General features: G+C 38.7%; 4 protein-coding genes. All 4 read left to right on the forward strand.

Annotated elements, in window-relative coordinates; all coding sequences use genetic code 11:
• Positions 1 to 87: 87 nt before the first annotated feature.
• Positions 88 to 3027 carry an excinuclease ABC subunit UvrA gene (gene uvrA / locus B4C08_RS09020; RefSeq protein WP_296664642.1) on the forward strand — a complete coding sequence of 980 codons (2940 nt, stop codon included), beginning with the start codon at positions 88 to 90 and terminating at the stop codon, positions 3025 to 3027.
• Positions 3028 to 3084: 57 nt separating this feature from the next.
• Complete coding sequence (locus B4C08_RS09025; RefSeq protein WP_296664644.1) at positions 3085 to 6267, forward strand: hypothetical protein; 3183 nt, start codon at positions 3085 to 3087, stop codon at positions 6265 to 6267.
• 29 nt (positions 6268 to 6296) lie between these two features.
• Complete coding sequence (locus tag B4C08_RS09030) at positions 6297 to 6659, forward strand: hypothetical protein (protein ID WP_295799353.1); 363 nt, start codon at positions 6297 to 6299, stop codon at positions 6657 to 6659.
• Between the two features lie 154 nt (positions 6660 to 6813).
• Positions 6814 to 7687 (forward strand): signal peptidase I (gene lepB, locus B4C08_RS09035; RefSeq protein ID WP_296664647.1); only part of this gene is annotated, 874 nt, incomplete at its 3' end.

Raw genomic sequence — 7687 nt, forward strand, 5'->3', positions numbered from 1 at the left:
TACTTAAATTATTTATAATGCGTTTGCCCTGGCTTGAACTTATGCAGGCATTTTCATTTGTCTGCTTTTCTTCTATAATAAAAGACTATGAACGCATTCAACGATGAGAAAATTGTAATTCAAGGTGCGCGCGAGCATAACTTAAAGAATATCAGTGTTGAAATTCCGCGCAATAAGCTAGTTGCCATAAGCGGACTTTCTGGCAGCGGAAAATCATCACTTGCATTTGATACTCTTTTTGCTGAAGGCCAGCGCAGATATATGGAAAGCCTTTCTTCTTATGCAAGGCAGTTTCTTGGAAGAATGGACAAGCCGGATGTAGATTTGATTACGGGGCTTTCTCCTGCGATTTCAATTGAACAGAAGACAACCCATAAAAATCCGCGTTCAACTGTTGGAACTGTAACAGAAATCTATGACTATTACCGTCTTTTGTATGCAAGAATCGGAAAAGCCCACTGTCCGAATTGCGGCCGGGAAATCAAGGAGCAGTCAGTTGACCAGATTATAGAAACAATTCTTTCCTGGTCGCAGGGAACTAAGCTTACAATTCTTTCTCCTGTTATCCGCGGAAAAAAAGGCGAGCATCAAAAAGTTATTGACGATGCAAAAAAATCAGGCTTTGCGCGCGCTAGAATCGACGGTCTTATGGTGGAGCTTGAGGATTCCATAAAACTGGATAAGCAAAAAAAGCACACAATTGAAATTGTTGTTGACCGCATAGTTTTAAAGCCTGAAATTAGAAAACGTCTTGCCGATTCTGTTGAAACTGCGCTTCAAAGTTCAAATGGAGTTATAATAGTTTTGCGCCGCGTAAATAAGACAGACGAGGCTTATGAAAATGTTGTGCATGAGCTTTCTGCAAAAGGAAAGTCAGTTGATTCTGCCGCAGATTTTATAGAAGAGGAAGTTTTCTTTTCACAGAAGAATGCCTGCCCTGACTGCGGAATTTCTATTCCAGAACTTCAGCCTAGAATGTTCTCTTTTAACAATCCGTTTGGAGCTTGCCCCGACTGCACTGGTCTTGGCGAAAAAATGGAATACGACAAAAATTTAATTGCGCCGGATTCTTCCCTTTCGTTCAATGAGTACGGAATTCAGGCTTACAATCCGGAAAGTTCCTGGAACCATGCGATGTTTGAAGCTGTTGCAAATGAAGCGGGTTTTACTCTTGAAACTCCTCTCAAAGATCTTACAAAGAAGCAAAGCGATTTTTTGTGGAACGGAGATGCACAGAAAAACATAAAGTGGATTTACAAAAAACAAAGCGGCGAAGGAACAAGTTCTTACAACCGTCCGTGGCTTGGAATTTTCGGTGACTTACGCCGCCGCTACAATGAAGCTTGGGGAGAAAACGCAAGGGAATCTCTTGAAAAATTTATGTCGCATAAAGAGTGCGCGTCCTGCCACGGAAAACGTCTTCGCCCGGAATCGCTTGGCGTTACTGTTGGCGGAAAAAACATCTGGGACTTGACCGAGTTTTCTGTTACAGAAACTATAGACTTCTTTGAAAAATTAAATCTTTCAGAAACAGAAGAAAAGATTTCCGCGCAAATCTTAAAGGAAATAAAATCGCGTCTTTCGTTCTTGAAAAATGTTGGACTTGAATATCTTACGCTTCAGCGTTCGGCTGCAACTTTAAGCGGAGGCGAGGCGCAGCGCATAAGGCTTTCAACACAGATTGGCTCAGGACTTACCGGGGTTATGTATATTTTGGACGAACCTTCAATCGGTTTGCATCAGCGGGACAATCAGCGGCTCATTGATTCTCTTTTGTATCTTAGAAATCTTGGCAATACGGTGATTGTTGTTGAGCATGACGAGCAGACTTTGCTTACGGCGGATTATCTTGTTGACATTGGTCCTGGAGCTGGCGTTCACGGCGGAAAAATCATGGCATCAGGAACGCCTCAGGAAGTTATGAAAATTCCAGAAAGTCTTACTGGCCAGTACCTTGCCGGAAAAATCAGAATGGAAATTCCAAAGCTAAGAAGAACTGGAAACGGAAACTTTATAAAAATTCAAAATGTTACAGAGCACAACTTGAAAAATGTGAGCGTTGAAATTCCTCTTGGAACTTTTACTTGCATAACTGGAGTTTCTGGCAGCGGAAAATCAACTTTGCTGAATGACGTTTTGTTTCCTGCAATAAGCAATAAAATTATGAAGAGCGAGCTTCCTGTTGGTTCTTACAAAAAAATTTCAGGCTTGGAAAATATTGACAAAGTAATCAGCATAGACCAAAGCCCTATTGGAAGAACTCCACGGAGCAATCCTGTAACTTACATTGGTGTATTCGATAAAATCCGCGAGCTTTACGCAAGCATTCCGGAAGCAAAGGCAAAAGGCTACAAGAGCGGACGTTTTTCTTTCAATGTAAAAGGCGGAAGATGCGAGGCTTGCCAGGGTGCTGGAACTTTGACGATTGAAATGAATTTTCTTCCTGATGTTTTTATTCCATGCGATGTCTGTCACGGAAAGAGATTCAATCAGGAAACTTTGGACATTCTTTACAAAGGAAAATCCATAAGCGATGTTCTTGACATGACAATTGAAGAGGCATCCGATTTCTTTTCTGGAATTCCGCATATCGCAAGAAAACTTGAAACTTTAAAAAGCGTTGGTCTTGGTTATATTCAGCTTGGGCAGAATGCGCTTACTTTGAGCGGAGGAGAAGCTCAGCGTGTAAAACTTGCGTCTGAACTTTCGCGTCCTTCAACTGGAAAAACTTTATATATTTTAGATGAGCCTACGACCGGACTTCACTTTGTTGACATAAAGCAGCTTATGAGCGTTATTCAAAAACTTGTTGACAAAGGAAATTCTGTTGTGATGATTGAGCATAACCTTGACGTTATTTGCCAGGCGGACTATTTAATTGACCTTGGTCCTGAAGGCGGAAGCGGCGGCGGTTCTGTTATTGCGACAGGAACTCCAGAAGAAGTTGCAAAGTCAAAAGAAAGCTATACAGGAAAATATGTTTCCCAGCTTCTTGAACGCGAAAAAGAAAGAGACAGGCTTTTGTAAAAAATGTTTTTTTTGCTTTCATCATTCGGAAAAAAAACTGCTCTTTTTTTACTTTTTTTGTTTTTTTTATTTAAGCCTGCGTTTTCTCAAAGCGAAGTTACAGTTGTAACAATCATAAGCGCAAACTATTCAGAATACAAAAAAAATGAAAATACAAGCGAAGATGAAATTCACCTTTCTGGAAACGTAAAGCTTTCTGTTGAAAAAGAAAAATCAAAGACAGAAATAAAAGCTGACGATGTAACTTTTAATCGTTCAACACAAATGCTTTATGCAAAAGGAAACGTGCGCATTTTAAAATCTAGCACAAGTGGCGACGAACAGGACATTTCTGCTTCAACAGTTTTGCTTAACACAAGCACTTTGGAAGGCGTGTTTGACAATGGAAGAATTTTCAATGCAGGAAGCGGAGCTTTGAAGCTTCCGTCCGGCTCAACGATGATTGTCGCTTCTGAAATTTTTGGCAGAGATTCTTCTGGCTCTGTTGCATTTAAAAATGCCGCGCTTACTTTTTGCGATGATGAAGATCCTCATTGGAAAGTAAAGGCTTCAAGAATTTGGCTTCTTCCCGGAGGAGAGTTTGCGTTTTTGAATGCGGTTGTCTACGTTGGGAAATTTCCAGTTTTATATCTTCCGGCTTTTTATTATCCAAAGGATGAGCTTTTGTTTAACCCAGCGTTTGGATATGACGAGAGGTTTGGATATTATTTTCAGACTACAACTTATTTGATTGGAAGAAAACCTTTGCAAGATTCTGACACTTCTTCTGATGACGATCTTGCGGCTGGAATCTTCAACTTTATGCGCCCTTCAACTTTAAAAGAGCAAAAGAGGGAAGGTCTTGTTTTGCACAATCTGGACGAGAATTTTAAAGGAGATGCTTCAAGCTATTTAAAGTTTATGGCTGACTACTATGCGAACCTTGGATTTTCAACTGGACTTTCTGGCGTTTACAAGCCGACTTCTTCGGACTACATTTCTTCGATTGAAGCCGGAGCTCAGCTTGCGTTTACAAATACAGTTTTTTATTCAGGTGGAAAATATACTCCTTATTCTTCAGACGGAAAAATTGAAAAAGACAAGTCTAATTTTCTTGGAGTTGAAGCTCCGTTTCGTTATAGCGGCAAGTTAAGCGCTTCCATAAAAAAACCGTTTTCATTGAGCCTTTCCATGCCTGTTTACAGCGATCCGTTTTTTACGGAAGATTTTGAAAAGAGATCTGAATATCTTGACTGGATAAATTTTCTTTTGGGCCAGACAAAAACTGATGATAGTGACACAGAAGATACTTCTTCGCAGACATCTTCATTTGAATGGACAGCAAACGCTTCTTATTCTGTTCCGCTTCCGAATTTTGTAAAGCCGTTTATTTCAACTTTGTCTATTACAAATTTGTCGGCGGATATTTCATTTAATTCTAAGTCCAGAACTGATTCTGATTTTTCTTCTGCCGCAATTGACTGGCGCACTTACAGCCCTGAGCGTTCGTTTTTTTATCCGTCGCAAGTTGTTCCATTTAAAATCGCAGCAAAAATTGAAGGGACGATTTTTAAATATCCATTTGAAAAAGTTTATGAGAAATTTGATCCGCCTTCATTTCCAATAGAACTTGAAATTCCAGAAGACTTAAAAAGTCAAAAGCAAAAAGAAGCCAATTCACAAAATTCAGAAACAAAAGATGGGACGCAAAAAAAATCAGAGAAAGAAAAAGATGATGCGCTTGCTTTTTCTATACAGGAACTTGCGCCAAAGCCAAAAGAAAATATTATTGATGTAAAGGGAATTGAATACAAACTTGGCTACTCGATAGTTCCGCAGTTTACATCTCAAATCAACTATAATTCTTCTGACTTGCTTGAGCCTTCTGATTTTGAATGGGGAAATTTTTATTCAACTTATTATCAGATAAAAATTCCTACTACAATTTCAAGCGAGCTGGGGTTTAGAAATCCTTTTGTTTATTCAAAAAATGATTTTACATTTAATCCTATTTATCAGACCCATCCAAATCTTGATGGCTATACTTCCGAGTCTTCAAAAAATTCGGTAAAGCTTTCTGATTACAAAGCTAAAAAAATGGATTTGGTAAATGACAATACTTTTTCTATAAATCCATTTGCTTATTCTGACGTGTTCAAGGATTCAAGTATTGCTTGGAACTCTTCTATAAAAATTATAAAGACAGAATTTATTGGAGACGCTGAAAAGCCTGAATGGGAATATGCAGTTATGAAACTCACTGACGAAGAAACTGTAACTTCTCATACAGTGAGCGCAAAACTTGCCGCAAAAGAATCCGATGATTTTTCGCAGTCGCTCACATTGACTTCAAATCTTCCGCCGCAGCTTGACGAGTACACTTTAAACGCATCTTTTTCTTTTCCTTATGCAAGCCTTTCTGCGGAAGTCGGGATAAAGCAGGAAAATGAAGATACAGACAATTTCATTTGGAATCCTTTTAAGCAGTCTGCCACACTGAAATTTTTTAGCGGAAAACTTTTATTTTCAGAATCCTTTAATTACGAAATGGAAGAAAAACGTTCGGATTCAATGAAGCTTTCTTTTTCTTGGAATGATTTTCAGTTGTCGTACATAATGCAGTATACGACTTGCTACGATTTTGATTCAAGCGAAGGCTGGATTGCAAAAGAAGACAAGAAGTTTGTTCCTTACACATTGAGCCTTGCGTATTCAACTTCCGGAAAAAATTTCAAGTATTGGAAAAAACGAATTACTTGGGCGCCATCTCTTACGGCTGGGATTGTCTATGACTGCGTTCGTCCAACAAACAGCTATTTTAGATTTGTTCCGTCTTTGACTTTTAAAATCCACGAAGCGTTTGAACTTTCGTTCAGTGCGGAAACTCAAAACAATGTTATTTTCCGATATTTCCAAAGATTCACAAAATACGACAGTGTTATTTCCGGCGAAGAAAATATGTTTGTTGACTTGTGGAATTCTTTTGCTTTCTGGGGCGACGGTCAGTTTTATGACTCAGACCAGCTTAACAGACGTTCTTCTGGGTTCAAGCTAAAGACTTTAAAGGTCAGCATTACAAGAAATTTGCACGACTGGGATATGACAGGCTCAATTTCCTTTAAGCCTCGTCTTGTTACAAATGGAAACGGCGCAAAAACTTATGATTATCATCCGTATATAACTTTTGCAATTTCGTGGCATCCAATGCCTAGTTTTAAGACTGAACTTATTGACGAATATGGAGAATGGCAATTACAATAGAATATATTGAAATAAACCGGAGGCGAAAAATGTCAGAAGAAATCAATGAAAAAAAAGAAGAAACTGCTGCTGGCAAAAAGATATTTGCAAAAACTTTAAAGCAGTATCTTGACAAAGGTGTTGAAGCTTCTAAAAAAGGCTTGAAAACAGCTGGCTCTGCAATAAGTGAATTTGGCGACAAGTCCGTTAACAAAATTGATATTGTTCAGCTTAAAAACCGCCTTGAAAAAAAATATCAGGAGCTTGGACAGGCTGTTGCGGATCAGCTTGCGGAAGACGGAATTTCAATTTCAAAAGATTCTCTCGTTGTTTCTGAAAAACTTTCTTCAATAAATGAGCTTAAAGAAAAAATCCACGAAAAAGAAGAGGCCTTGAAAAAGTACGAAAAATAAAAGGAATGCCATTATTAATCCCATGTTGTCATTATCGGGCTTGACCCGGTAATCCCTATGAAACAAGACAATGAATTTGCAGGGGAATGGCGATGAAAATTTTTCATGCAGTAAATTTGTGGCAACGGATTTTGTTTTGTGATAGAATATCTGCATGAAAAATTTTTCGTTGATTATAAAACTGAATTTAATTTGTGCGGCAATTTTTTCTGTTCTATGTCTTTATATGCATTTGGACATTTCCGCCGTGGCTTTTCCTATTTCCGCAGGATTTACTGTTCTTCTTTATTTTGCTTCATACGTTGAGCTTGTAAAAAATAAATCAGTGCGCCACTTGAATTCTGTGCGCCGTGTTTTTCAGTACGAGCCTTTTGTTTTTATAACAGCTTTTGTTATTCAGCGTTCTGGAAAATTTGGATTTTCTGCTGCCTTTGATTTTTTGTGTGCTTTTGCTTGGATTGTGATTCTTGTTCTTGCACTTTTGGCGCAGTATTTTCTTGCTGAAAAACGGATTGCGTCTCTTGATTCCGGCTGGGCTGAATTTTTAAAGGCGAATCCTTACAAAAAGCCAAAGGGAATAAAGCGTGTTGCTGTTGAAATTCTTGAATGGATTGACGCGCTTTTCCAGGCTGTCTTTACAATCATGCTTTTGAATATTTTTATTTTTCAGCTTTACGAAATTCCGTCAGAAAGCATGGTTCCGACTTTCCTTGTAAAAGACAGGGTTGTTGTTTTTAAATCTCTTGCCGGTCCGAAGTTTCCGCTTAGCAACGCAGGTTTCCCTTATCTTCAAAAATATAAAAGAGGCGACATTGTTGTTTTTAGAAATCCGCATTACGGAAGCGACCGCGAAAATGAAGTGAAAACTTTTTTCAGCCAGTTTATTTATATGTGCAGCCTTACACTTTTAAAGACAAACACTGACGAGCATGGCGAAATAAAAGCCGACCCTCTTGTAAAGCGTGTAACCGCAGTTCCGGGCGAGCAAATTTATATGCTTGATGGAACTCTTTATTCGCGTACAAAAG

This window comes from Treponema sp. UBA753, assembly GCF_002297325.1.
In the GTDB taxonomy this organism is placed as follows: Bacteria; Spirochaetota; Spirochaetia; order Treponematales; family Treponemataceae; genus Treponema_D.

Coding starts and splice junctions, on each gene's coding strand:
- uvrA (WP_296664642.1), top strand. CDS start 88: ATGAACGCATTCAACGATGAGAAAATTGTAATTCAAGGTGCGCGCGAG.
- B4C08_RS09030 (WP_295799353.1), top strand. CDS start 6,297: ATGTCAGAAGAAATCAATGAAAAAAAAGAAGAAACTGCTGCTGGCAAA.